This window comes from Candidatus Binatia bacterium, assembly GCA_036493895.1.
Lineage (GTDB): Bacteria > Desulfobacterota > Binatia > UBA1149 > CAITLU01 > DATNBU01.
Genome location: DASXOZ010000019.1, coordinates 1 through 26,119, shown reverse-complemented (window position 1 = coordinate 26,119; position 26,119 = coordinate 1). Strand labels below are relative to the sequence as shown.

The window sequence follows — 26,119 nt, the reverse complement described above, 5'->3', positions numbered from 1 at the left end:
GCAAGAAGGAATCCGCCCCGCCACGATGCTCGACACGCTCCGTAAAAAGATCATCGGCGACATCAGCAGCCGCTTCATCAAGCGCCTGAGGCCCGCCGTCGTGCGCATTGGCGAGCTCGAGCCGAAGATGGAGGCGATGACCGACATCGAGCTGGCCGGCCAGACCGTGCTCCTGCGCGAGCGGCTGGAGCGCGGCGAGCCGATGGACGAGGTGCTGATCGAGGCCTTCGCCACGGTGCGAGAGGCCGGAAAGCGCGTCCTTTCGATGCGCCATTTCGACACCCAGCTGATCGGCGGGATGATCCTTCACGCCGGCCGCATCGCCGAGATGAAGACCGGCGAAGGCAAGACGCTGGTGGCCACGCTGCCGCTGTACGCGAACGCGCTCACGGGCAAAGGCGCCCACCTCGTCACCGTCAACGACTACCTTGCCCGCCGCGACGCCGACTGGATGGGGCGCATCTACCGCTTCCTCGGCATGTCGGTCGGGGTGATCTACCACGACATGCCCGAGGACGAGCGCATGCGCGCGTACCGCTCGGACATCACGTACGGGCAGAACAACGAGTTCGGCTTCGACTACCTGCGCGACAACATGAAGTTCTCCGTGTCCGCGTTCGCGCAGAGGGACCTCAACTTCGCGATCGTCGACGAGGTGGACTCGATCCTGGTCGACGAAGCCAGGACGCCGCTGATCATTTCGGGCCCGGCCGAGCAGTCCACCGAGAAGTACTACACGATCAACGGCATCATCCCCCGCCTGCACCGGGACGAGCATTACACGATCGACGAGAAGCAGCGCTCGGCGATGCTCACCGACGAGGGCGTCGCGCTGGTCGAGGAGCTGCTGAACGTCGAGAACCTCTACGATCCGGCCTCCATCGAGATCCTGCACCACGTCAACCAGGGCCTTCGTGCCCATGCGATCTACAAGGTGGACGTGGACTACATGATCCACGAGGGCCAGATCGTCATCGTCGACGAGTTCACGGGACGCCTGATGCCGGGCCGGCGCTGGAGCGACGGCCTGCACCAGGCCGTCGAGGCCAAGGAAGGCGTGCGCATCGAGCGCGAGAACCAGACGCTGGCCACGATCACGTTCCAGAACTACTTCCGCATGTACCAGAAGCTCTCGGGCATGACGGGAACGGCCGAGACGGAGGCCGAGGAGTTCCGCAAGATCTACGGCCTGGACGTCATCGTCGTGCCGACCAACCGGCCGATGATCCGCAAGGACCATCCCGACGTCGTCTACAAGACCCAGCGCGAGAAGTACGACGCGGTCATCGAGGAGATCAAGGACTGCCACGAGCGCGGCCAGCCGGTGCTCGTCGGCACGATTTCGATCGAAAAATCCGAATTCCTGGCCGCCAAGCTGAAAAGCCAGGGCGTGCCGCACCACGTGCTCAACGCCAAGCAGCACGCGCGCGAGGCCGAGATCGTCGCGCAGGCCGGGCGCAAGGGCGGGGTGACGATCTCGACGAACATGGCCGGCCGCGGCACCGACATCGTGCTCGGCGGCAACGCGCAGTTCCTGGCCCGCGGTGCCTGCCAGCTCGGCGAGGAAGACCAGCACTTTCCCGAGATGCTCGAGAAGTTCCGCCTCCAGTGCGAGGCCGAGCGCGAGGAAGTGCTCGAAGCCGGCGGCCTGCACATCCTCGGCACCGAGCGCCACGAGTCGCGGCGAATCGACAACCAGCTGCGCGGCCGTTCGGGTCGCCAGGGCGATCCCGGGTCCTCGCGATTCTTCCTGTCGCTCGAGGACGACCTGCTGCGCATCTTCGGCGCCGAGCGCATCCAGGGCCTGATGGAACGGCTCGGCATGGAAGAAGGCATTCCCATCGAATCGGGCATGGTGTCGCGCGCGGTCGAGAACGCCCAGAAGAAAGTCGAAGGCCACAACTTCGACATGCGCAAGCACCTGCTCGAGTACGACGACGTGATGAACAAGCAGCGCGAGATCGTCTACACCCGCCGCCGCGAATACCTCGTCGCCGAGAACCTGCGAGACGAAGCGCTGAGCCTTGCGACCGAGCAGGCCGAAGCGCTCGTCGACACCTTCATTGTCGGCGACCGCCGCCCGGACTGGGACTGGAAGGGTCTCACCGAAGGCGTGTATTCGCACTACCACCTGCACTTCGACGTCCCGGAGAACGAGCGCGACGCGGTCAACGCGGTAGCGGTAAAAGCGAGGCTCGTCGAGTTCGCGCGCGAAGCGTACGAAGCGCGCGAGCGCGAGTTCGGCGATGACGTCGTGCGCCAGCTCGAGCGCTGGGTGCTGCTGCAGGCGATCGACCACCACTGGAAGGACCACCTGCTCGGGATGGACCACCTGAAGGAAGGCATCGGGCTGCGCGGCTACGCGCAGCGCAATCCGCTGCAGGAGTACCAACGCGAAGGATTCGAGCTGTTCGAGAAGATGATCGCGCGTTTCGAGGACGACGCGGTCGAGAAGCTGTACGCGCTGAGGCCGATCACGGAGGAAGAGGCCAGGGCTCGGATGGCGCAGGCCGAGGCCGACCAGGCGGCCATCGCCGTCGAGCACGGCAGCGTCGAGCCGGGTGCCGAGGCGGAGTCGGTCGATCCGGAGCTGGCGGCGGCCCGGCGCCAACCGGCGATCACGCAAGCGATCCAGCAGAGGATCGGCCAGCAACGCCTGGAAGAGCAGAGGCAGCGCGCCGAGCGCGAGATGATCCTGTCGCACGGCGCCGAGAGGGCGCCGGCGCAGAGGCCGGCCCAGCAAGGCGCCGCTGCCGACCGCGTCGGCCGCAACGATCCTTGCCCTTGCGGCAGCGGCAAGAAGTACAAGAAGTGCCACGGCAAGCTCGCGTAGCCGAGGACGGAGGAGGTCGGTGAAGATCGAGCCTGCAGCTTCGCCGGTGAGCGTGCGCGGATTCCGCTTCTGCGGAGTCCACGGCGGCATCAAGAAGAAGGGACGCCGCGACTTCGCACTGATCGTCGCCGATCGCCCCTGCGCGGCTGCTGCCGTCTTCACGCAGAACCGCTGCGCGGCCGCGCCGGTGATCGTCGGACGCGAGCATGCCGCAGGCGGCCAGCTCCAGGCCGTGATGATCAACTCCGGCAACGCCAACTGCGCGACCGGCGAGCAGGGCCTCAAGCTCGCGCGCTGGAGCTGCGAAGAGCTTGCTTCGCGGCTGGCGATCGCGCCGAATCTCGTGCTGCCGTGCTCGACCGGAGTGATCGGCGTGCCGCTCGACCACCGGGTGATGGCGCGCGCGATCGCCCACGGCGTCGATTCGCTGAGCAAGCGCGGCTTCGGCGCTGCCGCGCGCGCGATCATGACGTCCGATGCGTTCCCGAAATGGACCGAGTGCAAGGTGCGCGTCGGCGACGTCGAGATCCACGTCGCGGCGATGGCCAAAGGCGCGGGCATGATCGAGCCGCACATGGCGACCTTGCTGGCCTTCGTGCTGACCGACGCGAAGGTCTCGAATGAAGCCGCGCGCGCGATGCTCGCCGGCGGCGTGGCGCGAAGCTTCAACCGCATCAGCGTCGACGGCGACACTTCCACCAACGACACCTGCGTGCTGATGGCCTCCGGCGAGGTTGCCGGGACGTCGATCGAAGGACCGCAGTCGCCGGGCTACGAAGTCGTGGCCGGTGCGGTCGCAGCGGTGCTCGAGGAGACCGCCCGCATGGTCGTGCGCGACGGCGAAGGGGCGACCAAGATGGTCGACGTCATCGTCAGCGGCGCGGCCAGCGATGCGGAGGCCGACCGCGTTGCGCGCCGCATCGCCAACTCGCCGCTGGTCCGCTGCGCGATGGCCGGCGCCGATCCGAACTGGGGCCGCCTCGTGATGGCGCTCGGCAACACCGATGCGACCTTCGACCTTCAGGCCCTCGAGGTGCGCGTCGGCAACGTCGCGCTCGTGCGCGCGGGCGTCGTGATCTCCGAGGATGCGCTCGCGGCCGCACGCCGCGTGATGAAGGCGGACGCTTACGAGCTGGCGATCCGGCTCGGCAGCGGGCCGGGCACGGCGACGGTGATCACGAGCGATCTTGCGACCGAATACGTGCAGTTCAACTCCGCGTACACGAGCTGACGGGGCTCGAACCTTCGAGCGCGACGAGCGCGGCCCTTTCCGTGCCCATCGCGAACGCCCGCGTCGTCAGGCGCGGCCGGAAAGCGTGAAGCGGATCGTCGCGCCGTTTCCGTTTTCGCCGATACCCCACACCGATCCTCCGTGCAGGCCGACGATGCGCTTGACGGTGGCCAGCCCGACTCCGTGCCCGTCGAACTCGCGCGAGTTCTGCAGGCGCTGGAACGGCGTGAAGATGCGTTCGGCCTGGGACGGATCGAAGCCGACGCCGTCGTCGCGGACGAAGTAGGTACGAATGCCGTCCACGAGCTCGCTGCCGACATCGATGCACGCGCGAGGCCTCATCGACGTGAACTTCCACGCGTTGCGCATCAGGTTGTCGAGCAGGGCACGCAGCAGGCGCGGCTCTCCTTCGACGACCAGCCCGTCTTCGATTTCGAATTCGACGCAGCGCTCCGGCTCGGCGGCTGCCAGGGCCGCGGCAAGCTCGCGCGCGATTGCCGAGAGGTCGGTGCGCTCGAACTGCGGCTCCAGGCGCGCGATGCGCGACAGCTTGAGCAAAGCGTCGATCAGCTCGCCCATGCGCTGGCTGGTCGCGCGGATGCGGTGCAACACGTTGCGCGCGTCCTCGGGCAGCCCCTGCGCGTGATCTTCGACCAGGATGCGGCTGAATCCGTCGACGCCGCGCAGCGGAGCGCGAAGGTCGTGGGAGACGGCGTAGCTGAACGCCTCGAGCTCGCGATTGGCGCTCTCGAGTTGGAGCGTGCGCTCGACGATGCGCGATTCGAGCTCGGCGTGGACCCGCCTCTGCCGTTCCTCGGCGCGGCCGCGGATGATCGCGGCCGCGAAGATCTCGCCGATCACGCTCAGAAGGGCGACCGTCGTCTCAGCCCAGTCGGTGACGCGTGCGGTGCCGAAGGTTGCGAAACCGATCGAGCTGCCGCTTCCAACCAAAGGCACCGCCACGCCCGAGCGCACGCCGTGCGCTTCGAGGAAGCGGCGCTCGCGCGCGCCCGCCGGGAACGCGGCCGTGACATCGCGTACGACCATCGCCCGGCCTTGCCCGAAATCCTGCTGCCACGACGGGAACTGGGAGCGGTCCAGCGGCGGAATCTGAAGGGGATCGGGAATCGGCCTCTCGCGATCCCACGCGTGGGTGCAGAAGGCCTTGTCGCGCACGGTTTCGTGGTCGATCCACACGCTGCAACGGTCGATGCCGAGAACCCCGGCCGTTTCCCTCAGTGCCTCATCGATGGTCTCGCCGATGCGCGACGGCGCGACGGCGATGAGCCGCGTCGAGAACAGCGTGATCAGGCGTGCCAGTCGGTTGCGCAGCGCCAGCTCGCGCTGTGCCCGCTTGTCGTCGGTGATGTCGACCGCGTAGATCAGCAGGCTGGCGCGCGCTTCGGCGATGCGGGCGACGCACGCGAGAATGGACACGCGGGTGCCGTCGGGCCGGTAAATGTCCTGCTCCCACGGGTCGCTGCGGCCCGAGCGCTCGATCTGCTCGAGCGCGGCCATCGTCTGGGGCTGGTATTCGGCGGGAGTGAGCTGGTCCCAGCGCAGGCGCCCCGCCTGCATGTCGTCGCGCGAAAACCCGGTCACCGCCAGCGCGACGTCGTTCGCCTCCCAGATGCGTCCCTCGTCATCGGCCGAAATGATGCCGATCGCCCCCGACTCGAGGAGCCTGTTCAGCCTGAGCTCGCTGAAGTCGAGGTCGGTGCGAAGCTTCTGCTGCTCGAACGTGCTGCGCAGCATTTCGCCGACGAGGTCGAACAGCGGAAGCTCGTGCGTCTGCCAGGTCGCGCGCCGCGTCGTCGTCGCGAACACGGCAAACCCGAGCAGCTCGGCGTCGGTGCTGCGCACCGGGACGGCAAGGATCGACTGGAGTCCGAACAGCTCCCACCCGGTGCGCTCCTGCGTCGCTTCCGGCGGCAGGTCGTCCCTGGCGTGGTAGTAGAGCAGTTTCCCTTCGCGTAGCTGGGCAAGCGACCAGCGCATCCCGCGCTGGCCGTGCAACGAGCGAAGAAGGTGCGCCGGAGCGCCGCAGGTCCAGTCGTGCGTGACGGCCAGGCGCTCCGATTCGGGCTCCACGCGCACGAGCGTTGCCCGCTCGGCGCCGGCAACGGTGGCGATTCTTTCGAGCGCACGTCCGAGCGCCGACTCCAGCTCTTCGCCGGAAAGTCCGATGAACTCGGTCGCCAGCTCGGACGTCAGCTCCTCGAAGCGGATGTGCCGCTCGAGCGCTTCGTCGTCGCCGGCCGTGCTCGCCAGCACCGCCTCGACGCGCGCGTGCATGGCCTCGTAGACGTCTCCGTCGAGGGAGGAACGGGCCGCAAGCGTGATATCGGCGCCCGCCATCAGGGGCTCGCGGCGACGCGCGGAAACGTCAACTCGATGGTGGCGCCGCGGTCGGGCGTTCCCCGCGCGTGCGCGCTACCGCCGTGCATGCGCATGACGCGCTCGACGGTGGCAAGCCCGATGCCGTGGCCTTCGAACTCGGCCGCCCCGTGCAGGCGCTGGAAAGCCCCGAACAGCTTTTCGGCAAACTCGGGATCGAAACCGACGCCGTTGTCGCGCACGAAGAACGTGATGGTGTTCTGGTCGTTGCGCCCGTCCAACTCGATCAGCGCGTCGCTGCGCAGCCCGGTGAACTTGAACGCGTTGTCGAGGAGCTGCTCGAACGCGATGCGCAGCAGGCGCGGGTGGCCGGTCATCACGAGGTCCGGGGCAATGCGCACCTGCACGTCGCGGCCGCCGTGGCGGCGCTTCAATTCGTCGACGAGGCCTTCGGCGAGGTCGCTGATGCTGACCTCCTGCCATTCCATTTCGGTGCGTACGACGCGGGAAAGCTGGAGCAGGCCGTCGATCAGGTGGCTCATGCGCTGGGTGGCGCTCTGGATGCGACGCAACAGGAGCACGCCGTCGTCGCCGAGCTCGCTTGCGAAATCCTCGCGCATCACCTGCGACATGCCGTCGATCGTCCTCAGCGGCGCGCGAAGGTCGTGCGAGACCGAATACGCAAAGGCTTCCAGCTCGGCGTTGCTGGCCTCGAGCTGGCGGCGGCGCATCTCGACGCGGCGCTCGAGCGTGGCGACGGCATCCTGGATCTCGCGATCGACGCGCAGGCGCTCGAGCGCGTTGGCGATGATGTCGCCGAAGACGCGCAGCGTGGCCAGCAGGTCGTCGGCGACTTCCATGCGCCGCGCCGAGTAGAACAGCACCATGCCGCGCAGCACGCCGCCGGGAAGCAGCGGGACGCTGATGGCTGCGCGCAGGTGGAAGCGTTCCATCGCTTCGCGCTCGCCACGCGCGTTTTCCGGAAGCGATTCGACGTCGCCGATGAAGCTGGTGCGTCCGGCTCGCAGCCGCTCGCGCCACCACGCGCGACCGGCCAGCGCGATGCTCGTCTCCGGCTCGACGCGCCGCACCTCGGGACGCGACCACCACGCGCGCCTGGTTGCCATCTCGGCATCGGGGTCCACGTCGAAGACCACGACCCCGTCGAAACCGAACTGGTTGGCGACGATGGCCAGCGCTTCGCGCACGGCAGTCTCGACGCTCTCTCCGGTCAGGCTGAGCAGTCGGCGCGACAGCTCGGCGTGCAAGCGGTCGATTTCGTCACGGCGACGCAGCTCTTCGGCGATGCGCCGGCGCGAGCGCAGGTCGATCGCGACCGCGAGCACCTGGTCGGACTGCGGCGCAAGCGAAGCGAGCGAGCAGAGCACCGGAACATCGGTGCCGTCGGGCTGCACGAGGTGCCTCTCCCACGGCAGCACGCGGCCCGTGCGATCGAGGATTGCCAGCATTTTCGAGTCGTCGTCCTGGCCGGGAGAGACGTCGCTCCACAGGACTCCGCCCGCGGCGAGGTCGCTGCGACTGCGGCCGAGCAGCGCGAGTCCGGCTTCGTTGCTTTCCATGATGTGGCCGTCGCTGCGGCCCATCGTGAAGACGCCGACGACGTTGCTTTCGCAAAGGCTCTGCCAGCGCGCCTGGCTCTCGCGCAGTCTCTGTTCGGTGACGCTGCGGTCGAGCGCGTGCACCATCATTTTTGCGGGCAGCTCGAGCAGCTCGTGCACCGCTCGCGGCCATGGAGTCGAACGGAAGCGCGTCGTCGAGACGGCGGCGAAGCCGATCACCTTGCCGCGCCGGTAGACGGGGATGAGCAGCGTCGCGCCGAGGCCGAGACCGCGAAGCAGCAGCGCTTCGTTGTTGGCAAGGCGCGGCAGGTAGTCGGGCCGGAGAACTTCGACTGGAGATCCGGCGATCACCTGCGGCAGGCCCCAGCGAAACGGGGCGACGTGCTCGACGAGGCCTTTGAGCGGCCACAGCCCGGGCGAGTGCCAGTCGTGGTCGATCGACCATCGCTCGTACTTGTCGTCGAACAGCGCCAGCGCGACGCGGTCGACGCCGGCGAAACGGCCGATGGCCGACATCGCGTCCTCGACGGCAGCGGAGATCTGGTCGGTGGGAACCGAAATGAAGCGCGTCGCAACCGACGCCATCAGCGTATGGCGCTCGAGGCGGGAGCGGGCCGTCTCGAAATCCCTTTCGAGAGGCTCCTCGTCCGCGACGGATGACGCTTCCACGCTCATTCCACTTTGAATCGACTTGGTCCCGCCGGCCGCCGTCCCCGCGACCAGAATTGACGCGCGAATGGGGGTGCTCGCCGCCCCGAATCCCGGGTCACTACGACCGTTTCGAGCATTCGCGAAAGCGAGATCGCGTCGGCCCCGCTGCGCAGGGTACTCCCGCGTCAGGGTCCGTCCAAACGGGTTCGGCGGACCCTCGGGCGGGTTTTCTTTGCAACGAACGTTCGGTATCTAGCCCGCCCATGAAAGCCTGTCTTTTCACTGCGAATCACGAACCGATGCCCGTCGAGGAGCTGACTCTTGATGCACCGTCCCAGCCGGGCGAGGTGCACGTGAAGTGGGTCGCCAGCGGGGTCTGTCACTCGGACCTCTCGATCTGGGAAGGCAAGCTTCCGATTCCGCCGGGATGCATCCTCGGCCACGAGGGCGCGGGCGTCGTCGTATCCGCCGTCGACAGCAAGAGCGGCCTGAAGGCCGGCGATCACGTGATCGGCAACTTCGTGCCGATCTGCGGCGAGTGTTTCTTCTGCACCAACGGCCAGCCGTTCTGCTGTGAGCGCGGCCAGACCATCGGCATGAGCCGATTCCCATTCGTGAGAAGCGACGGCAGCCGCATGTTCGGCGCAGTCGGCGGTCTTGCGACGTTTGCCGAAGAGGCCATCGTCCACGAGGCGGCGCTCGTCAAGGTACCGTCGGATTTCCCGCTCGAGCAGGCCTGCCTGATCGGCTGCGGCGTGACCACCGGCGTCGGCGCGGCGCTCAATGCGGCACAGGTTACCAAGGGCTCGACGGTCGCCGTCATTGGCTGCGGCGGAGTGGGGCAGTCGGTGATCCAGGGCGCGCGCATCGCGGGTGCGGCCCGCATCATCGCGATCGACCTCAACGAGGCCAAGCGCGCATCGGCCACGAAATTCGGCGCGACGCATTCGTGCGATCCGGCGGTCACCGATCCAGTCAACTTCGTGCAGGGCATGACCGAGGGACGCGGCGCCGACTTCGCGTTCGAAGTCGTCGGCCACACGGCCCTGCAGCGTCAGGCGCTCAACATGACGCGTCCCGGCGGCCGCTGCGTGTGGGTCGGCGTCCCGTCGATCATGGACGAGACGTCCGTTCCCGGCGGCATGATTCCGCTGCAGAACAAGGCGATCATCGGCACGATGTACGGCTCGGCCGACGTGCGCCACGACTTCGTCAAGTACGTCAACTTCGCAAAGAAGGGCGACCTCGACCTGGCCGGCATGGTGTCGCACAGGATCAAGATCGGCGACATCAACGACGCGTTCACGGAGATGACCAAGGGCGACGCGATCCGCAGCGTCGTGATCCACGACTGACGCGCACTGCCCGGGTAGGCACTACAGGGTGCCCTTCCCGATCAACGCTGGCGGTGGCGGAAGCCGGACTTCACTTCGACCAGCTCGTTTCCCGTCGAGCGCAGCAGCGCGAGGCTCTCGCCCTCGGCGCCGTTCCACGAATAGCCGATCTCGATCGGTGAGCCTGCCTGGCCCTGCATCGCAAACAGCAGCCGGAACGCCGACGGATCGAACATGCCGCCGTCATCGACGCGCCAGACGTAGTTGTCGTCGCGGCTGCCGGCCAGGTCCTGGATCAGCACACGATCGCCGTCCAGCAGCGCGACGGCGGCGAGACGGTCGCGGCGGCTGCGGGCGTACTCGGCGACGACGACGCTGCCGAGCCCCTGGATTTCCCCGAGCAGGCGGCATTTGGCGACTTCCCGCGAGCGCGCCTTGGAAAGTTTCGAGCGGATCGCATCCGGGCACGGTCCCGACGAGACCGCACCGGCGTGCACCGGCAGCGGACGGCGCGACGCCGCATACTCTTCCGGCATCAGCAGGCACCACGCGCCGGGATCGACGGCGCCCGATTGCACGCGAAACGCGAGGCCGCCGTCTCCGGCCTGTGAGACGGCGTTTTTCGCGCCGCCCTCTGCCGAGACATCGACGAGGCGGCTGCCGTCGCAAATGGCGCTGCGAATGCCGGAAGGCCGCGCGGGTGCGGTTTTTCCGGGTGCAGAAACCAAAGCCCCTGTTGCCGAGAGCAGCGTCCCCGTTGCTCCGGCGGAGGCGAAGCCGATCTGCTGCATCGCGGTGACGTCGGCGCAGTTTGCGGGTTTCTCGAACAGCGCGGCACTCTGCGGCGCGACGACCGGCGCGGTCCACTGCGTGCGCACCGAGTACTGGTTGTCCCCGAAACGGTTTTCCATGAGCAGCGGCAGTCCCGTATCGGCAGCAAGCCAGAACGTCGTGCTCGCGGTGGGATCGACCGAGGCGGCAGCGGCCAGCGTGTACTTTCGCGCCGCCGTTCCCGAGACCGTGTCGTCGCTGCCCGATCGCGCGAACGCTTCGTTCCTGTCGAGCGCGAAGAGCACGCCGACGAACGTGTCGCTGCTCCAGGCGGAAGCGGCAAGATTGCCGGAATATTTCGCGAGCCACTGCTCGAGCGGCTGGTCTTCGCAGATTTTGTCGGCAGCTCTGACCGTCGTCACGAGGTTGCGGTCCGGCCGCACCAGCGTGTACCCTTTTCCGCTGGTGGCCCCGCAATCCTCGATGCGAACGAGCTTGCCGCTGACGAAGATGTTGCGACAGCCGCTGGGCTCGCCTGTGTAGTTGTAGCTGCGCTCCTGGAGGCTGTACTGGCCCGGGGATGCTGCGGATGCGGGCGCGGCGCTGCAGGCAAGGGCGACGGCGACCAGCGTGAGTATGCGGCGATTCATGTACCCGGGCTCCCCGCGATCCGGCCGACACCGGTGCATTGATCCGTGATCGTAGCGGCAGGGCGGTCCCGACTCACACCGTCCCCTGTCCGGTTCCGGGACGGGCTGCCCGGGCCGGCAGCGAGCCGTATCGGGCGCGCGCCCGGCCGAAACGCCCCTCACGGCCGCCGCGCAGGGGGCCAGGCTTGCCTGTGCCCCGCTCCGGCGCTACGGCCAACGCCCGTTGAACGCCCAGCTCGAACAGGCCCTGGCCTCTCTGCACATTGCGGTCGTCGTGCCGGCCTTCCAGGCCGAGCGGTGGATTGCCGACACCCTGCGTGCCGTTCCGCCCTTCGTCCGCAGCATCGTCGTCGTCACCGACGGCTGCACGGACGCGACGGCCAAAGCCGTCGACGAGGTCGCGGCCGCAGACCACCGCGTCGTCCGTGTCGATCACGCGACCAATCGCGGAGTCGGCGCGGCGGTGCGAAGCGGCTACGTGCGTGCGCTGGCCGACGGTGCCGAGATCGTCGCGAAAATGGATGCGGACGGGCAGATGGACCCGACTGCTCTTGCGTCCCTGGTGCTGCCGATCGCGCTCGGACGAGCCGATTACGCCAAGGGCAACCGTTTCGTACATTCGCGCGAGATCCGCGCGATGCCGGCGGTGCGCCTGTTCGGAAACGCAGCCCTGTCGCTGATGACCAAGCTTTCCACCGGCTACTGGACGCTGCTCGACCCGACCAACGGTTACACTGCGATCTCTCGCGAAGCTCTTTCCGCGATCGACCTCGACCAGCTCGACGACCGCTTTTTCTTCGAGTCGAGCATGCTGACCGAGCTCTCGGTGGTGCGGGCCGTGGCCGTCGACGTCGCGATCCCGGCACGCTACGGCGCGGAGTCGAGCCACCTGTCGGTCGCGCGCAGTCTTTTCGAATTCGCCGCGAAGCACGCTCGCGCGTTCACGAGGCGGCTCTGGCTGCGTTACCTCGTGCTCGATTTTTCGGCCGTATCGCTTCTGCTGGCGGTCGGCATCCCGCTGACGGTGTTCGGCGTCGTGTTCGGGGTGCGAAGCTGGGTGCACTCGTCGGTCTACGATGTGCCGGCGACAGCGGGAACCGTCATGGTTGCCGCGTTCACCACGGCGGCAGGCCTTTTCGGCATCGTGCAGGCGATGATCTACGACATCCTTTCGGTTCCGTCGGTGCCGCTGACCCCTCCGCGAATCGGGCTTGTCGTTCCGGGCGGAGCCGACCGCGAAACCCTTCCCCGCGCCTGAGAGTACCTGCCGCGCCGCGCAATTCGGCGCGCTCGAATCACGGTTCGCTTTCGTGCTAAGAGGACGTCGGGGGGACCGCATCGACAGGCGCCGGGGGGCGCCGAGCGCGGGACCGTCCGGAGGGGGACGATGAAACTGTCGATTCTGGCCGTCGTGCTGGCCGTCTTCGTTGCCGGCTGCAGCAGCGAAGAAGAAAAAATTGCGCCGGTCGTGGTGGGCGGAAAGAGCACCACCGAGCAGCGCATCCTCGTCGAGATGCTGGCCGAGCAGATCGAAGGCGCCGGGCTTCCGGTCCAGCGCAACTTCGACATGGGCAGCACGAGCGACCTCGATTCTGCACTGCGGGCGGGAAAGATCGACGTCTACGTCGAGTACACCGCCACCGCGATCGCGACCATCGTCCGCTCACCGGCAGCAATGGCGGTGCTGAACCAGGGACCCGCCGTTATTCTCGACCGCGTGCGGGCGGAGTACGATCCCGCAGGCCTCGTCTGGGAGCAGCCTCTCGGTTACGACAATCCGCTCGCGCTCGTCGTGCGCGGCGGAACGGCTGCACTCTCGATCACCGAAGCAAAACAGGCGTTCCACACCTGGCGCGCCGCGTTTCCGTTCGAGTTCCAGTCGCGAAGCGACGGGTGGCCTTTGGTGCGCCGCGTCTACGGACTGGAAGTCGGGGAGATCAAGACCGTTCCGGAAGCCGATCTCTACAAGGTGCTGAACAGCCACGAAGCGGACGTCGTCGTCGGATATCCGACCGACGCCGCGCTGTCGCGCATGGGCCTTCGTGCGCTGAACGACGACCACCACGCCTTCGCACCCAATCGCGCGGTGCCGGTCGTGCGGCGCGCTTCGCTGCAGAAGTACGCGGGGCTCGAGTCGGCGATCAACGGAATGGCCAACCTCGTGACGGCGGAAACGATGCGTCGTGCCAACGACATGGTGGAGAACGACCACCAGGCGCTCTCCGAAGGGGTCAAGTACCTCGTCGCCAACGCCAGCATGCTCTAGCAGGCTGCGGACGCCGATTGCCCGCGCGTGGCCCGCTCCGAAGAAGAGGCGCCGAGCTCCTGTGCTCACTCGCGCGCCTGAACGCGCTGCCATTCGTGTATCAGTCGCGGGAGCGGCGGAGTTGTTCGAGGGTGGTGCGGTGGGTTGCCAGGAAACGGCCGATAATTCTGGGCGCGCGGCGGTGACGCGCCAGCAGTGCGCGCCGCGTTGCCAGCGCACCGGGCAGCAGGACGAGCGCTCCGGCCCAGGCTCGCAGCAGCGTCGATGCGAGTGCCAGCGGTGAGGCTTCGCGCCGCAGGCCGGCGCCGGCGCCGTGTCCCGTCAGCGCATCGCTCGCCAGGCCGAGGATTCGGGCCGCCGTCCAGAATGGAAGCGCCAGCAGCGTCGCAACCGGCGCGCAGTGCAGCATCGTCGCAAAGTGGTTGCGCTCGACGTGGTAGGCCTTGAACAGCGAGTGTGCGCTGCTTGCCGACGATAGCTCGTGCAGCACCTTGACGTCGGGAGCCCACGCGAAACGATTGCCCGACGCGATCATCCTCAAGCCGAGGTCGCCGTCTTCGCAGTAGCAGAAGAACTCCTCGCTCATTCCGCCGGCCTGCTTCCACGCAGACGTGCGGTAGACGGCGGCGGCGCCGGAAGGAACGCCGATCTCGTTCGCATCGAGTCGGTCGTACTGGCCGCGGTCGAGCTCGCCGAAACCCCGCGGAAAGCCGATGCCGTCTCGCGAGAACCACAGGCCGCCGGCGCTCTGGATGGTCACGCCGTCCAGATCGAGCAGCTTGAGGCAAAGGCCCGCGACGTTTTCGTCGAGCGTCGCGAGCGCTCTCCGGAGCGCCGCGGCAGCGCCGTCGGCAAGCACCGCGTCGTTGTTGAGCAGCAGCACGAACGGGCCGGCAGCCGCGTCGACGCCGCGGTTGCACGCTGCGGCAAAGCCGATGTTCTTTGCCGTTTCGATGCGCCGCGTGACGCGGGGATGGTCGCCCGCAAGACGCGGCGGCTGGTCGATGAGGACGACTTCGTCGAGACCGGAAAGGCTGTCGAGGCAGCGCCGCGTGAGCGCGGGATCGCCGTAGTGAACGACGACGGCACAGACATGGGCCGGTCCCGCCACGAGCGCGTCAGCCGGCCAGGCGCTCCTTGAGGAGGCGATTGACGGAGGCCGGGTTCGCCCTGCCCTGGCTCTCCTTCATGACCTGGCCGACGAAGAATCCGAACAACTTGTCTTTTCCCGAGCGGTACTCGGCGACCTTGTCGGGGTTGGCCGCCAGCACACGGTCCACGACCGCGACGATCGCTCCTTCGTCGGTCACCTGCACGAGGCCTTCGCGGTCGACGACGGTGCGCGCGTCGTCGCCGCTTTCGATCATCTTCGGCAGCACGGCCTTGGCGATCTTGCCGCTGATGGTGCCGTCGTCGATCAGCGCGACCAGGCCCGCCAGGTGCGCGGGCGACAGCGGGATCTTCGTGTAGTCGGCCTCTCCGTCGACGGCCGCTTCGTTGGCGATGCGGATCACGTCGCTCATGATCCAGTTCGACAGCGCCTTCGCGTTCGGATGCGCGGCGACGGCGGCTTCGAACCAGTCGGCCAGCTCCTTGCTGGCCGTCAGCACGTCGGCGTCGTATTCCGGAAGGCCGTACGACGCCACGAAGCGGGCGCGCCGCGCGTCCGGAAGCTCCGGCATCTGCGCGCGCACCTTCTCGATCCACGCATCGTCGATCACCAGAGGCATCAGGTCCGGCTCGGGAAAATAGCGGTAATCGTGCGCGTCTTCCTTGCCGCGCATCGGGCGCGTTTCGTTGCGGTCGGCATCCCACAGGCGCGTCTCCTGCACGATGCGGCCACCGTCGAGCAGGATCTCGGCCTGGCGCTCGATCTCGTAGGCGATCGCACGCTCGACCGAGCGAAAGCTGTTCAGGTTCTTCGTCTCGGTGCGGGTGCCATACTTCTCTTCGCCCCGCTTTCTCAGCGAGACGTTGGCGTCGCAGCGCATGCTGCCTTCGTTCATGTTGCCGTCGCTGATGCCGAGATAGCGCACGATCGAGCGCAGCTTGCGCAGGTACGCCGAGGCCTCGGCGCCGCTTCGGATGTCCGGCTCGCTGACGATCTCGAGCAGCGGAACGCTCGCGCGGTTGAGGTCGACCAGCGACCACTTGGGGCTGAGGTCGTGGACGCTCTTGCCGGCGTCCTCTTCCATGTGGATGCGCGTGAGGCGCACCGTGCGCGGTTGTCCGTCGACGTCGAAGCGCACGCGGCCGTGCTCGCAGTACGGCTCTTCGTACTGCGAGATCTGGTAGGCCTTGGGCATGTCGGGGTAGAAGTAGTTTTTGCGCGCCCAGCGGCTCGTCGGGCGGATTTTGCTTTCCGTCGCGAGCGCGGCTCGAATCGCGAACTCGACGGCGCGACGGTTGAGCACCGGCAGCACGCCCGGCATGCCGAGGCAGACCGGGCACGTGTGCTCGTTCGGCCCCGCGCCGAACGAAGCGGGACAGCTGCAGAACAGCTTCGACTCGGTGGCGAGCTGGCAGTGGACTTCCAGGCCGACGATGACCTCGAATCCGCCCTCTTCGTAGAAGGACGCGCGGCTCACGCACTCTTCCTTTCGATCGGGCCGCTCACGCGGCCTTTTCTTCCGATCAGGCCGCTCATGCGGCCTTTTCTTCCGACCAGGCCGCTCACGCGGCCTTTCATTTCGACCAGGCCGCTCACGCGGACTTCCTTTGCGCGATGGCGGGAACGCGGCGGTGCCACTCGGTCGAGCCTTCGTAGGCCGCGGCGACGCGGAAGATCCCCGCTTCGTCGAGCGGTTTTCCGATGATCTGCAGGCCCACCGGAAGGCCGTCGTCGTCGAAGCCGCACGGAATCGACATGGCCGGAAGGCCGGCCAGCGGCACCGAGATCGTCAGGATGTCCGACAGATACATTTTCAGCGGATCGTCGGTGCGCGAGCCGATCGCGAACGCGGTGCCGGGCGCGGTCGGAGACACGATCGCGTCGCACGTGCGGAACGCTTCCTCGAAATCGCGGCGGATCAGCGTGCGCACGCGCATCGCCTTGGCGTAGTAGGCGTCGTAGTAGCCGGCCGACAGCACGTACGTGCCGAGCATGATCCGGCGCTTTACTTCGGCCCCGAAGCCGGCATCGCGCGTCTCGCCGTACATTTCGCGGACACCGTTCTCTTCGCCGCGGCGCAGCCCGTAGCGCACGCCGTCGTAGCGTCCGAGGTTGGAGGACGCCTCCGCCGACGTGACGATGTAGTACGTCGCCACCGCGTACTCGGTGTGGGGCAGCGAGACTTCGACGAGCGTTGCGCCGAGCTCGCGCAGCTGGTCGAGTGCCGCGCGCGTAGCGAGATCGACGCCGAGGTCGAGGCCGCCGATGAAGTATTCCTTCGGGATGCCGAGGACCATGCCATCGAGTCTCTCGGTCATCGTCGCGGTGTAGTCGGGGACCGGCGCGTCGATCGACGTCGAATCGCGCTCGTCGTGTCCGGCGATGGCCTGCAGCATCAGCGCGGCGCCGCGGGTGCTCGCGGCCATCGGTCCCACCTGGTCGAGCGACGATGCGAATGCGATCACGCCGTAGCGGCTGACGCGCCCGTACGTCGGCTTGATGCCGGCGATGCCGCAATACGACGCGGGAAGGCGGATCGAGCCGCCGGTGTCGGTGCCGAGCGTCGCGAGCACCTGCCGCGCGGCTACCGCCGATGCCGAGCCTCCCGACGAGCCGCCGGCCACCCGGCCCAGGTCCCACGGGTTGTGCGTGGTGCCGAGGGCCGAGTTCTCGCACGAGGAGCCCATCGCGAACTCGTCCATGTTGAGCTTTCCGACGAGCACCGCGCCGGCGCGTTCGAGCCTTTCGACGACGGTGCCGTTGAACGTCGGCACGAACCCTTCGAGGATGCGCGACGCGCACGTGGTTGCGACGCCGCGCGTGAGGAAAATGTCCTTCAGGCCGATCGGGATGCCGGTAAGCGGCGTCGCTTCGCCGCGAGCGATGCGCTCGTCGGCGCGCCGTGCGTGCTCGCGTGCAACGTCGGCCGTGACCGTGAGGAAGCTTCCGACGCTCGGCTCGGTCGCGTCGACCTGCGCGAGGCAGGCCTCGGTCAGATCGGCCGAGCTGATCTCGCGCGATTGAAGAAGGCGCGATGCGTCCTCGACCGCCAGCTCATTGAGACTCGTCACGACGTCACTCGATGATCGGAGGAACCGCAAAGAAGTGCCCGTCGCGCCGCGGAGCGTTCCGGACGGCCTCTTCGGCAACGGTGTCGGCGTCGCGCTCGGGCGAGCGGTCGTCGCGATACGGTGCAGAGACGGCGACCACGTGCGAGGTGGGCTCGACGCCCGAAGTATCGAGCTCGGCCAGCTTGTCGACGTAGTCGAGGATGCGCCCGAGGTCTTCGGTCAGGCGCCGCACCTCGTCGCCGTGAAGCCGCAGCCTGGCCAGGGTCGCGACTCGCGCGACGTCCTCTTCACGAATGGCCATGACGGCTGCGAGTAACACGGGATCGGAAGCGTCGCAAAAGCGCTTTCCATCCGCGTTTATTGCTGCGTTTCATGCATTCCGTGGCATTGACCGGCGGCGCGCGGCGAGGCGATGCTCCGGCCGATGGATATTTTCAGGCCCTCTCCTCGGCTCCCTTCGCGCGACCGGGCGGCGTCAAGTCCTGCCGGCCGCGACCGACGGGAGGACCCCCGCCACGTCTTCGGCCGGCGCGGCGAAGACGCGGCTTGTGCTTTCGTCGAGCGGCAGGGGATGCAGATCCTCGCACGCAACGCGAGGACGGCCTTCGGCGAGATCGACATCGTTGCTTTCGATCACGGCGTGATCGTCTTCATCGAGGTCAAGGCGCGTCGAGCCGGCACGGGGCTCGAGGCGGTCGACGCCCGCAAGCAGCGGCGCCTGTCACGCCTGGCAACGGCGTTTCTAAGCGGCCAGGGATGGCTCGGACGCGCCGCCCGTTTCGACGTGATTGCCGTTGCATCCGACGGCGCTTGCACGCACGTCGCGAATGCCTTTGACTGCGCCTCCGTCCCTTGAATGCGGCACTTCCCGGCCCCCGCGGCCGGCTAAAACCGGCCCCGGCCCGGCAAGAACAGACAGGCGCCACGACATGCTCGACATCCGTATCCTTCGCGAACAGGGCGACTTCGCGCGCGAGAGGCTCGCCCTCGTCGGCTGCGCCCGCGAGGAAGTGGATCGGGTCATCGGCCTGGACAAGCGCCGCCGCGACCTCATCGTCGTCGTCGAGCAGCTTCGCGCCGAGCGCAAGACGTCGTCGAAGAAGATCGGCGCGATGAAGCCCGGCGACGAGATGGAAGCCGCCAAGGCCGCGGTGCGCGCGCTCGGGGAACGCCTGGCTTCTCTCGAGAAGGAGCTGGAGCAGGCAGAGAAGGAATTCGGTGAGCGCATGCTCGAGCTGCCGAATTTCCCGCATCCGGACGTGCCGCCCGGCGCCGACGACCGCGAGAACCGCGTGCTTCGCACCGAGGCGCCGACGCGGGTCTTCGACTTCGAGCCGCGACCCCACTGGGACCTCGGCGAGTCGCTCGGAATCATCGATTTCGAGCGCGGCGTCAAGATCTCGGGTACGCGCTTTTACGTGCTGCGCGGCGACGGCGCCCGGCTGCAGCGCGCGCTCATCTCCTTCATGCTCGACCTGCACACGCGCGAGCACGGCTACACCGAGATCTATCCACCGGCCATGGTGCGAAAAGAATGCCTCGTCGGCACCGGCAATCTTCCGAAGTTCGGCGACAACCTGTACCGCGACGCCGAGGACGATTTTTATTTCATCCCGACGGCCGAGGTTCCGGTGACGAACCTGTATCGCGACGAGATCCTCGACGGCTCGGCGCTGCCGATCCGCCACGTTGCGTACACGCCGTGCTTTCGCCGCGAGAAGATGTCGGCCGGCCGCGACGTGCGCGGCATCAAGCGCGGGCACCAGTTCGACAAGGTCGAGCTGGTCAAGTTCGTGCATCCGGACAATTCGGAGGCCGAGCTCGACAGCCTTCGGGCGGCGGCCGAAGAGGTCTGCCGGCGACTCGGCCTTCAGCACCGCATCGTCGAGATGTGCACCGGCGATCTTTCGTTCGTTGCAGCGCGCAAGTTCGACATCGAGATCTGGGCGCCGGGCTGCAAGGAGTGGCTCGAGGTGAGCTCGTGCTCGCTGTTCACCGATTTCCAGGCACGGCGCGCCAACATCCGATTCCGAGACGGCGACGGAAAAGCACGGCTCGTCCATACGCTCAACGGGTCCGCGCTGGCGCTTCCTCGCGTGATGATCGGTGTCCTCGAGACTTACCAGCGCGGCGACGGCGCCATCGAGGTGCCGCCCGCGCTCGTGCCTTTCATGGGCGGGCAGACTTTGATCCGCGGTGTGGTGTGAACGGGTCCGCTGCCTCGAAACGGCAGCGGAGAAGGCATTGACGAGTCGGTGGAGACACAGGGCAGGTGACGAGACCACCGCCGGGGATCCTCATGTCGACTGATCTTGCGTTCCTCGGGCTCGGCACGATGGGCGGACCGATGGCCGCCAACCTTTGCCGCGCCGGTTTCACGGTGCACGGCTGGAATCGCAGCGATGGTCGCGCAACCGCGCAGGAAGCGTTTGCGGCCGGAGCGACGCGAGCCGAGTCGATTGCCGACGCCGTTGGCGACGCCGGCGCGGTCGCGCTCTGCGTCAGCGATGTCGGCGACGTGGAGCAGGTCCTGTTCGGCGTCGGCGGAATTGCCGATACGTGCGTGTCCGGCACTCTGGTCATCGACTTCAGCACGATCGGACCAGTCGCCGCGCGTGAGTTTTCGGCTAGACTTGCAACTGCGGGAATCGCATTCCTCGATGCCCCTGTCACCGGTGGCGATGTAGGGGCGCGCGCAGCGACGCTGACGATCATGGTCGGAGGCGACGCGCGCAATTTCGAAGCAGCGATGCCGGTCTTTCGCGCCGTCGGGAAATTCGCCAAACACTGCGGTCCGGCCGGCGCCGGCCAGGCGGTCAAGCTCTGCAACCAGGTGCTCGGCGCGCTTCACATGGTCGCGCTTACCGAGGCGATCGCTCTCGCACGCCTGCAGGGCATCGATCCGTCGCTCGTCGTCGAAGTCTGCAGCACCGGCGCCGCCGGCTCGTGGGCACTCGCCAACCTCGGGCCGCGCGTGCTCGCCCGCGACTTCGCACCGGGATTCATGGTCAAGCACCTCCTCAAGGACCTGCGCCTGGTGCTCGAGACTCCCGCAGGCGAAGGTTTGGACGAGCTTCGCGGGACGGTGCTCGCCAAGGGGCTGCTCGAGAAAGTCGAGGCGCTCGGCGGCGGCGAGCTCGGCACCCAGGCAATGACCCTCGCTTACGAAAAAGCGTAGCGGGCTGAACTGCGCGAGCGACGACGCTTCGCCTGCCGATCGAGTTAGCGGTCGCGGAAAAACCTCGGACCGGCGGGATGGCCTCTAGAGCACTCCGGCCAGCGAGCGTCGCCCTTCCAGCAGCGGCGATCCGGAATCGGCAAGCGGCTTGAGCTCGCGAAGGATCGGTCCCGCGACCGCCGCCGGCAGCTCGAGGCCTCTCGAGTACAGCGCTTCGAGCGTATCGAGGTTGGCAGCGAGAAGCTTGGCATTGTACTTGGCCGGCGCAGCCTCGAATTCGAAACCGTCGCGCAGCGATGCCCGCACTTGCTTCGCACCGGCATCGACCGCCAGCGCATTGGCCACCTGCATGCGCAGGTACGTCGATGCCATTTCCTCGACGAGCGGCGCAAGCGTGTCGATGTCGTCGAGCGCTGCGGAGGCCGGACTGAGACGCCCGGTAAAGGCCGCTTCCAGGCGCTCGAGCCACTGGCCGACGCGCGCCGGCGCGCCGAAGATCCATTTGCTGCCGGTCGGATCGCGGCGGATCTGGTTGAGCTGCCCGTAGAACGCGAAGTCGGCCTGGTGAGGCGCGGCGCCGGTGAGGAAAAGCGACCGCGTCAGCGCCGCATCGAGCGCTTCGAGAATGCGCGGCAGCATCGCGTACCAGCCGTCGGCGTTCTCGGGCGTCGCACCCATCTTCGGCAGCGTCGAGATGATGCCGGGCGGAAACTCCCGCGCTGCGCGCTGGAAGTCGAGGCCCGGAACTCCGTGGGTCATGCCGCATGCGATGATGGCGGCGTTCTGCGCGGCGTCTTCGCGGTGGTACCAGCGCGACGTGAGCATGATGCGCACCAGCCACTCATCGGCGTAGTCCTCGAGCAGCATCGCGGTGCAGTCGGTCTCCGGATCCTTCCAGCGCGTGGGAGGCTCGGGCGCGACGCTCTCGACGTATGCCGCGATGCCGGTCGAGTCGTTCATCGCCTTGTCGTCGGGCGTGATGACGACGGGCACCATCGTCTTGCCGGTCCTCGCCTGCAGCACCGAGAAGCGCGTCTCGGCATTCTCGAGGCATTCGGTGACGGGCAGCTTCTTGTAGTGCAGGAACGCCCGGATCTTGTCCGAGTACGGGCTGTTCTGCATCGTGTAGAGCATATAGTTCTCGGTCATGGCCCGCAGGGTATAGCGGCGCCGGCCCCGCGGAGCCAGAACGGTGGCCTTTTGGCCGGCGTCGCTTTAGGTTCCGGGCGCGCGACCGCAAGGGCGAATGCGCCGGCCCGGCGCCGTCGCACCAGCCGCCTGGAGTCCCGAAATCGGAGGGGTGGCCGAGCCCGGTTTAAGGCACCGGTCTTGAAAACCGGCGACCCGCAAGGGTCCGCGGGTTCGAATCCCGCCCCCTCCGCCATTTCCGCTTCCCGCGGGTCTATCTCGACGGGCTGGTGGCCCGGGAGATCGTGATTCCGCTGTCCGGGAAAGCGTGGCGCCCGCTCGTCCTCGGTGGACCGTCAAGGTTTCGCGCCGAGCAGGTGCTCGGCAAGTCGTCGGAGAAGCCGGCGATGGCGGTCGCGACTGATCGAGCCGATCGAACCGAGAAAGCTCGAAGCGGGCAGGACGGCAAGGAATCCCAGACGGATGAGCGAGGGTGCCGTCCGCAGCACCACCACCGGACGGTTCTTGGGCCGGCCGTCGGCTTGGGGGAGCGGCGTCAGGACGACGTCGCCTTCTTTCATCGCGAGACGTCAGCTCCCGAGTAGTCGGGCTCGTCGTCGCCGTACGCCCGCGACAGTGCACGCGTGGCGAGGGACAGCGCATCCTGGTCCATCGCTCCCCCGGCGACAGGCAGAACGGTGACCATCAAGGGCGAGTCGGCGGGGATCTCGAACGGCTCGTCCAGCAGGATTCGGCTGCCGTCGTAGTGCGCCTTGAGCGTCACGGTGGGCATGACGTTGAGGAAACTACGCCGGGTATCGCCGGAGGGCAGCAATCGCGGTTGGAGAAGAAAAAAGCGGCGACCCGCCGGGGAGAGCGGGTCGCCGCAACTGCTCGCGCCCCAAGGAAAGACGCAAGCTTGCAGGGTGGGCGGTCTCTGGGGGAAGAGGCCCAACCCCGCGGGGGTCCTGCCGCCTAGGCGGCGAAGTTGCCCATCGAGTCCTCGTCCGAGACGTCTTCGAGGCTCATCGTCATCCCGTCAAAGTCCGAGTCGCCCTCGCCGCCGAAGCCGAGGTCGGCGTCCTGGTCGAGGTCGATGTCGGTGTCGATGGAGAGGTGGTCGATGTTCTCGCTGTGGATCGGGCTCGGGAAGGGGCTGCGACCGCTCGGCCTGCCGCTCTTCTCGCCGGTCATCGCCCGGCGGCGCAGCTCGGCGTCGCGCCAGGCGAACAGGCGCGAACGCAGGCAGACGGCGTCGATGCTCAGGGTTTCGCAGATGACGAGGAACGAGAACGGGTAGTCCCAGGAGTCCTCGCTCAGCCAGCTCTCGGCCTCGGCAAGGACCTTCTTGTACTTGCGCCGGGTCGCCCCGACGTTCTTGTAGAAGGAGCGGATGGCGTCTTTCAGGACGGCGTACATGAGGGCCCTTTCGGGTCCCATGCCGTCGTCGCCCTGGTGCCTCATGTAGTACTGCTCCGGAAGCGTGAGGTCCGGGGTCAGGTACTCCATCAGCGACGGCGTGAGCATGAAGTTCCCGCCATAAGGATTGGGCTCGCGGCGCTGGACCGGACCCGAAGCTTTGGCGTTGGTGGCGGCGGTCTCATTTTGATTCATAAAAGCACATTCCCCCTTGTTGTACGGCCGGGAGTATCAAGAAGCGTGCCGCCGCGGCACCCGTCCAAACGGTGGCGGCAAGGGGCCAAAATCCGGAGGGGGAACGCTATCTTGCTCGTGGAAATGACAGAGCTGACAGCAGCCTAAATAACCGGAATGTTATCGAAATTCGCTGGACCCCGAAAAAGGGGCTTGCTGATTTCCACAGGCATGTCCTCACGTGAGCCACGCTTTGCCCTGATGGAGCCGTCACCTCCCGCGATCTTGCAATAACGCGATGCTCGCCCAAGGCATCGCATCCGTGCGAGATTCCGGCTCGCAACGGTGCATTGGACCGCCACCAAGGGAACCCCCCTGCGCCCACCCGCAAGGCCGGGGGCAGGGGAGTTGACTCATACGTTGGCCGCAGCCTATAGGCGTTGAACACCGGTTCATTTTTTGGAGATTTGAGGGGTACGTGTCGGAACAAACTCCAGAAGAGGTACGCAAGCTCAGCCGCAAGGAGCGTGAGCAGCAGTTTCGCCTCAATCTCATCCTTGACGCCGCCGAGGAGGTGTTCGCGGAGACCAACTTCGCCGGCGCCTCGGTCGAGGATATTGCCCAGCGCGCCGAGATCTCCGTGGGCACGCTCTACAACATGTTTCGCTCAAAGGAGGACGTCTATCGCGCGGTGATCTCGCGGGCCCAGGACACGTTCTTCGACATGATCGAGGAGAGGGTCAACGAGGCTCGCGGCCCTCTGGAAAAAGTGCACGCGGTAGTCGGTTACTACTTCGAGCACTTCCATCGCTACGCGCGCCAGTTCCGCCTGTACGTGTCGGCGACCAACGGCTTTCAGTGGGAGCTGCGCAACAAGCTGGCCGACGAGGCGCTGGCGCGACAGGCCGACTTCCACCGCCGCCTGTCCGACATCTGCCAGCAGGGAATGGACGAGGGGATCTTCAAGCGCGGGATTCCCGCCGAGTTGCTGGCCACCAACATTCTTGCAATTCCGCATCCCATTCTCGCCCACTGGCTTGCCAAGGAAGGCAGCGACCTTCTGACGCTGATGCCGTTCTCGATCACGATCGTCGACCGCCTGGTCGGCGCCGACGTGGGCTGACGCGCGCGGCGAAAAGGCGGAGCCGGGGCCGCCGGGCCCGGTTGAGATCAAAGGACGGTCAGGTACAAGAGACCCCTTCCGCCACAGGCGTTCGACCACGGAGAGGTGACCGAGAGGCCGAAGGTGCGCGATTGCTAATCGCGTGTGGGACCAAAAGTCCCACCGAGGGTTCGAATCCCTCCCTCTCCGCCATTAGAATTCCACTCCAGGTTCCTTCACGATATCGCCAATGAGGACCAAGGCTTGCTGACGCGATCCATTGCAGCTGCGGTGGCCCTTGCCGGGCTGGTCTCGGCTTCGGGGTGCACGATGAACCCGTCTCCGGCCGGCGCCCGCGCCCAGGGCGACGACATGGGACCGGCTTACTTCACCGAGTCCACGGACGCCGGATATCGTTACGCCCACAACTGGGTTGGGCGGCCGTGCTTCACGATCGATCTTCCGGGCCCCGACTGGGTGCTGCAGTCGGCCACGGCCGACTACGTGCTCTGGCACAAGGGCGAGTTCGCACTGAAGGTGTACCTCACCGACAACCGCAGCTCGGCATTCGCGGTTTCCGGAATGGGCGGCGATGAGGCGCTGCGCGCGTTCATCGGCTACGAGCTCGACTTCATCAAGCCCAAGTTCGACATGCACACTTCGCCGCCGCCGGCCATGCGCGAGAACGAAACCGGCGTGTGGGCGCTGTGGCGCTGGGAAGGACGTTCGGGCCGCCGCGCGGGCGTCGGCAAATCGCAGCCGGCCGACCAGCGACACCTGCTCGCCAGTGTGTGGCTCGATCCGTGGGTGCTCAGCTTCGACTGGGCCACCGCGAGGGTCGACCTTCCCGACCACGACAGCCCCGAGCTTCTTGCAGCCGTCAAGTCGCTGCACTTTGCGCCGAAGTGTTTCACGCAGATGCGAAGCGGCGAGACGTGGTCCGAGCCCGAGGGCGGCGGAGCGCAGCTCGGTCCGATGAAGCCGGCGGTGAAGCCGTTGCCTCCAGGGCAGGAATTGCCACCAGTGCACGAAGGGGCGCCGTTCTAGCGGCGCCCGCTTTCGCGGTTCGCGCCGATTTTTTGCTTTCTGCCGGGGAGTTTTGCGCTGGGCGCCGGGCTTGTGCCGTCGCGCGAACGCTTTTTGCGCGGTCGCTCCGGCGTCGCTATAACGCGGGACCTTGCCTCGTCCTGAGGCTCACGCGCCCGTAGCTCAATGGATAGAGCACCAGACTACGGATCTGGGGGTTGCAAGTTCGACTCTTGCCGGGCGCACTTTGTTTTCAG

At 67.1% G+C, this 26,119-nt stretch carries 21 protein-coding genes, 3 tRNA genes and 1 pseudogene; 13 read left to right on the top strand and 12 right to left on the bottom strand.

Annotated features, from left to right (window positions below):
- The first annotated feature begins 25 nt into the window (after positions 1 to 25).
- Both secA and argJ read left to right on the top strand, forming a co-directional pair.
- Positions 26 to 2,488: pseudogene (gene secA, locus VGK20_05200) on the top strand (preprotein translocase subunit SecA).
- A gap of 364 nt (positions 2,489 to 2,852) precedes the next feature.
- Positions 2,853 to 4,064, top strand: coding sequence for a bifunctional glutamate N-acetyltransferase/amino-acid acetyltransferase ArgJ (gene argJ, locus VGK20_05195; protein HEY2773429.1), 1,212 nt, complete (start codon positions 2,853 to 2,855; stop codon positions 4,062 to 4,064).
- A gap of 66 nt (positions 4,065 to 4,130) precedes the next feature.
- Here the strand turns inward: argJ and VGK20_05190 are convergent, their stop codons facing one another.
- Both VGK20_05190 and VGK20_05185 read right to left on the bottom strand, forming a co-directional pair.
- Entirely contained in the window at positions 4,131 to 6,422 is a 2,292-nt protein-coding gene (locus tag VGK20_05190; protein ID HEY2773428.1) for an ATP-binding protein, read from the bottom strand.
- On the bottom strand, positions 6,422 to 8,650 hold the full coding sequence (locus tag VGK20_05185; protein HEY2773427.1) for an ATP-binding protein: 2,229 nt from the start codon (positions 8,648 to 8,650) through the stop codon (positions 6,422 to 6,424). Before VGK20_05185 ends, VGK20_05190 begins: the two co-directional genes overlap by 1 nt.
- A 245-nt stretch (positions 8,651 to 8,895) precedes the next feature.
- Here VGK20_05185 and VGK20_05180 point away from each other — a divergent pair, with 245 nt between their 5' ends.
- Complete coding sequence (locus VGK20_05180) at positions 8,896 to 9,987, top strand: zinc-binding dehydrogenase (GenBank protein ID HEY2773426.1); 1,092 nt, start codon at positions 8,896 to 8,898, stop codon at positions 9,985 to 9,987.
- Between the two features lie 41 nt (positions 9,988 to 10,028).
- On the opposite strand, the gene VGK20_05175 is transcribed toward VGK20_05180, so the two are convergent.
- Positions 10,029 to 11,387: a hypothetical protein gene (locus tag VGK20_05175; GenBank protein ID HEY2773425.1), complete on the bottom strand. Its 1,359-nt coding sequence runs from the start codon at positions 11,385 to 11,387 to the stop codon at positions 10,029 to 10,031.
- A gap of 223 nt (positions 11,388 to 11,610) precedes the next feature.
- Between VGK20_05175 and VGK20_05170 the strand changes: the two genes are divergently transcribed.
- Together VGK20_05170 and VGK20_05165 are read left to right on the top strand one after the other, a co-directional pair.
- A complete protein-coding gene (locus VGK20_05170) occupies positions 11,611 to 12,645 on the top strand; it encodes a glycosyltransferase family 2 protein (protein HEY2773424.1) in 1,035 nt (344 codons plus the stop codon).
- 129 nt (positions 12,646 to 12,774) lie between these two features.
- Positions 12,775 to 13,653: a glycine betaine ABC transporter substrate-binding protein gene (locus VGK20_05165; GenBank protein HEY2773423.1), complete on the top strand. Its 879-nt coding sequence runs from the start codon at positions 12,775 to 12,777 to the stop codon at positions 13,651 to 13,653.
- A gap of 100 nt (positions 13,654 to 13,753) precedes the next feature.
- On the opposite strand, the gene VGK20_05160 is transcribed toward VGK20_05165, so the two are convergent.
- The 5 genes from VGK20_05160 to gatC are packed head-to-tail and all read right to left on the bottom strand — an operon-like array spanning position 13,754 to position 18,136.
- Complete coding sequence (locus VGK20_05160; GenBank protein ID HEY2773422.1) at positions 13,754 to 14,764, bottom strand: glycosyltransferase; 1,011 nt, start codon at positions 14,762 to 14,764, stop codon at positions 13,754 to 13,756.
- 7 nt (positions 14,765 to 14,771) lie between these two features.
- Positions 14,772 to 16,241 carry an Asp-tRNA(Asn)/Glu-tRNA(Gln) amidotransferase subunit GatB gene (gene gatB / locus VGK20_05155; GenBank protein HEY2773421.1) on the bottom strand — a complete coding sequence of 490 codons (1,470 nt, stop codon included), beginning with the start codon at positions 16,239 to 16,241 and terminating at the stop codon, positions 14,772 to 14,774.
- Complete coding sequence (locus VGK20_05150; GenBank protein ID HEY2773420.1) at positions 16,238 to 16,360, bottom strand: hypothetical protein; 123 nt, start codon at positions 16,358 to 16,360, stop codon at positions 16,238 to 16,240. Before VGK20_05150 ends, gatB begins: the two co-directional genes overlap by 4 nt.
- The gene (gene gatA / locus VGK20_05145; protein HEY2773419.1) at positions 16,357 to 17,835 is read right to left on the bottom strand and encodes an Asp-tRNA(Asn)/Glu-tRNA(Gln) amidotransferase subunit GatA; all 1,479 of its coding nucleotides are present in this window, start codon (positions 17,833 to 17,835) and stop codon (positions 16,357 to 16,359) included. The genes VGK20_05150 and gatA overlap by 4 nt, the downstream gene beginning before the upstream one ends.
- 4 nt (positions 17,836 to 17,839) lie before the next feature.
- Positions 17,840 to 18,136 carry an Asp-tRNA(Asn)/Glu-tRNA(Gln) amidotransferase subunit GatC gene (gene gatC / locus VGK20_05140; GenBank protein HEY2773418.1) on the bottom strand — a complete coding sequence of 99 codons (297 nt, stop codon included), beginning with the start codon at positions 18,134 to 18,136 and terminating at the stop codon, positions 17,840 to 17,842.
- Positions 18,137 to 18,247: 111 nt separating this feature from the next.
- Between gatC and VGK20_05135 the strand changes: the two genes are divergently transcribed.
- The 3 genes from VGK20_05135 (at position 18,248) to VGK20_05125 (ending at position 21,013) form a co-directional block, all read left to right on the top strand.
- Positions 18,248 to 18,691, top strand: a complete 444-nt coding sequence (locus VGK20_05135; GenBank protein ID HEY2773417.1) for a YraN family protein — start codon at positions 18,248 to 18,250, stop codon at positions 18,689 to 18,691.
- Positions 18,692 to 18,764: 73 nt separating this feature from the next.
- Positions 18,765 to 20,042, top strand: a complete 1,278-nt coding sequence (gene serS / locus VGK20_05130) for a serine--tRNA ligase (GenBank protein ID HEY2773416.1) — start codon at positions 18,765 to 18,767, stop codon at positions 20,040 to 20,042.
- A gap of 92 nt (positions 20,043 to 20,134) precedes the next feature.
- Positions 20,135 to 21,013: an NAD(P)-dependent oxidoreductase gene (locus tag VGK20_05125; GenBank protein HEY2773415.1), complete on the top strand. Its 879-nt coding sequence runs from the start codon at positions 20,135 to 20,137 to the stop codon at positions 21,011 to 21,013.
- A gap of 84 nt (positions 21,014 to 21,097) precedes the next feature.
- Here VGK20_05125 and VGK20_05120 read toward each other — a convergent pair whose 3' ends face one another.
- On the bottom strand, positions 21,098 to 22,162 hold the full coding sequence (locus VGK20_05120) for a glutathione S-transferase (GenBank protein ID HEY2773414.1): 1,065 nt from the start codon (positions 22,160 to 22,162) through the stop codon (positions 21,098 to 21,100).
- A 145-nt stretch (positions 22,163 to 22,307) separates the two neighbouring features.
- Here VGK20_05120 and VGK20_05115 point away from each other — a divergent pair.
- Positions 22,308 to 22,397: transfer RNA gene (locus VGK20_05115), tRNA-Ser, on the top strand.
- 100 nt (positions 22,398 to 22,497) lie between these two features.
- On the opposite strand, the gene VGK20_05110 is transcribed toward VGK20_05115, so the two are convergent.
- The 3 genes from VGK20_05110 to VGK20_05100 form a co-directional block, all read right to left on the bottom strand.
- Entirely contained in the window at positions 22,498 to 22,722 is a 225-nt protein-coding gene (locus VGK20_05110) for a hypothetical protein (protein ID HEY2773413.1), read from the bottom strand.
- Entirely contained in the window at positions 22,719 to 22,934 is a 216-nt protein-coding gene (locus VGK20_05105; GenBank protein HEY2773412.1) for a hypothetical protein, read from the bottom strand. Before VGK20_05105 ends, VGK20_05110 begins: the two co-directional genes overlap by 4 nt.
- Before the next feature lie 182 nt (positions 22,935 to 23,116).
- Positions 23,117 to 23,755 (bottom strand): hypothetical protein, encoded by a 639-nt coding sequence (locus VGK20_05100; protein HEY2773411.1) that lies wholly within the window; start codon positions 23,753 to 23,755, stop codon positions 23,117 to 23,119.
- A gap of 457 nt (positions 23,756 to 24,212) precedes the next feature.
- On the opposite strand from VGK20_05100, the gene VGK20_05095 reads away from it, so the two are divergent.
- From VGK20_05095 to VGK20_05080, 4 genes are all read left to right on the top strand, one after another.
- The gene (locus VGK20_05095; GenBank protein HEY2773410.1) at positions 24,213 to 24,857 is read left to right on the top strand and encodes a TetR/AcrR family transcriptional regulator; all 645 of its coding nucleotides are present in this window, start codon (positions 24,213 to 24,215) and stop codon (positions 24,855 to 24,857) included.
- Positions 24,858 to 24,956: 99 nt separating this feature from the next.
- Positions 24,957 to 25,049, top strand: a tRNA-Ser gene (locus VGK20_05090).
- 51 nt (positions 25,050 to 25,100) lie between these two features.
- Entirely contained in the window at positions 25,101 to 25,883 is a 783-nt protein-coding gene (locus VGK20_05085) for a hypothetical protein (GenBank protein HEY2773409.1), read from the top strand.
- 151 nt (positions 25,884 to 26,034) lie between these two features.
- Positions 26,035 to 26,107: transfer RNA gene (locus VGK20_05080), tRNA-Arg, on the top strand.
- Positions 26,108 to 26,119 lie beyond the last annotated feature (12 nt).